Annotated in this window: 2 protein-coding genes; one reads left to right on the forward strand and one right to left on the reverse strand. The window is 36.6% G+C overall.

The window, feature by feature from the left end:
* Positions 1-246: 246 nt before the first annotated feature.
* Positions 247-738 carry a hypothetical protein gene (locus G322_RS0118945; RefSeq protein ID WP_033422274.1) on the reverse strand — a complete coding sequence of 164 codons (492 nt, stop codon included), beginning with the start codon at positions 736-738 and terminating at the stop codon, positions 247-249.
* A 380-nt stretch (positions 739-1118) separates the two neighbouring features.
* Between G322_RS0118945 and G322_RS23125 the strand changes: the two genes are divergently transcribed.
* A complete protein-coding gene (locus tag G322_RS23125) occupies positions 1119-1718 on the forward strand; it encodes an IS110 family transposase (protein WP_281166541.1) in 600 nt (199 codons plus the stop codon).
* The last annotated feature ends 377 nt before the right edge of the window (positions 1719-2095 follow it).

A 2095-nucleotide genomic window follows, 5' to 3' on the forward strand; every position in this document is an offset into this window, starting at 1 on the left:
TAGGAGACAGGATTCGTATTACATCATGGCGCAGGTTATTGATAGCCTATTGAGACGTCGGATATATGACAGCAGACTGTATTCCTCATTAAAACCTGCAATAACCGGGGCGTCCATATATGCCCCTTTGCGAGCCAGAAGAAAAGCGTTCCACATTTTTAATTACTTACCTATCCATTAATCCAACATGTCGGAATGATTGATAAGTTGTTACTTTTTTACTCATCTCCACCTCCTTAGTGTCATTTAAATTTTACAGTGGGCTAAATCTGTTGCGAAAACGCCCGTATATTTACGGCCTAACTTTTCAAGTTCATCTACGCTCATAATAATTGATTTAGGCTCTGTACATCTATCGCTGTTATTTTGATTAGATGTCGATATTGCTTCTAAATTTTGTTGTACTTTACAAAACTGCCCCATAGAAAAATTGACCGCTCTTAAGTAATCACGGAAAACAGTCGCATTGGTATTTGTGTAACAGTTAACAATTGCTTCAATATCAGGGTTATCTATATTGTCGTTAATCATATTTATTGTCTTTACCATTGCACCTTCACCATCTAAAAAGCCACCTAACTCACCTATCGATTGATAAATGATGTGCTGTGCTGTGATACTCTCGACTTCATTCTTATCTTCTGAGAGAAAATAAATACCCAAAATAAGAACAGCTATAAAATAACCAAAAATCAGCAATGCACTGCCAAAAGCTTTCATGGTTTTAATGTTTTTCAAAATATATTTACCTCTCTTAATATGCTGTTCTGGATTTTATTAAATCCCTCTTTAATTTCCTCTTTTTTTCTCATATATACAACCATCTTTACCCAGAAAACCGCAACAAGTGTGGCTAAAATTTAATACCCGTTATGATTGTAGTGGAATAGTGATGTTAGCCACTAATTTAGAGTAAACCAACAACACTTCCTATCTCGCTTACGCCCCAATATAATACCATTCCGCTTAATATAATGATCAGGTTTTACGTAGGCTAAATTGCTAAGGTCAAGGCGTATGATTGAGTAATAAGCAAAACGGTCATTTGTTTTGTACTGCGTACTGTTTGACGAAGTCAAATAGAGCAGCTGGCTATTGCGATTGAATGCAACGCAGGTATTGATTGGGCAAACGCTAAACATAATATTTGCTTACAAGATCCTGCTACAAACAAACGAGAATTCTCCATCATCAAACATAAGCCTAAAAATATTGATACGTGGGCTAAAAATCTCAAAAATAGATTCGGAGATCCTATCGCAGTAGCTGTTGAACTCAGCAAAGGTCCAATTGTTTACGCCCGACAAAAGTATGATTTTATTGTAAGGGTCCCAGTTAACCCGACGATATTAGCCAAATATAGAACAGCATTTAAACCCCGTAAAGCTATGGATGATCTCACTGATGTAGAACTCGCTTTAGAGTTAATGCTCCGCGACCCTGAGAAATTTACACCACTAAAACCGCAAAATATTAATATGCGAAAGCTTATGTATTTGGTCGAACAAAGAAGAAAATTAGTGGATGAAAAGCAACGATCTGTTAATCAGACTATTGATACATTAAAACTGTATTTCTCTCAAGCAGTTGAATGGTTCCCCAAAAAAGACTCCCGTATCTTTTGTCGATTTATACCTCGTTGGCGACTTTTCCAGCAGGTACAGAGAGCGCACAAAGACATTTTAGAGGACTTTACCGTGGCAACTCATATCGTGTAAAAGCGATAAAAGAGGCAACACCGCTGGCTGAAGATGAAGCAGTGATAGATACTCACTTTCTGTTTATGAGCACTTTACTAGAGCGAATTATATGCGCAATGAAGCACATATAAGAGTTCGGTCACAAAATTTCAGAGTTAATGAAAATATTACCTGATGCAGACTTATTTACAGTTCTGCCAGTTGCAGGGGCTTGTTTATCAGCAAGATTACTTGTAGGTTTTAGTGAGCAAATAGACCGATTTAATTCAGCACAGCCTCAACTCTATTAATTAAAAATCCTCGCAGCAAGAGGACTATACCCATGATCTTTGAAAAGACTTCTCATTTAGGAAAATTAAGTTGAAATTTAAATTTAAAAGATCAAACTGTCTATA

Source organism: Psychromonas hadalis ATCC BAA-638, from assembly GCF_000420245.1.
GTDB classification, from domain to species: domain Bacteria; phylum Pseudomonadota; class Gammaproteobacteria; order Enterobacterales; family Psychromonadaceae; genus Psychromonas; species Psychromonas hadalis.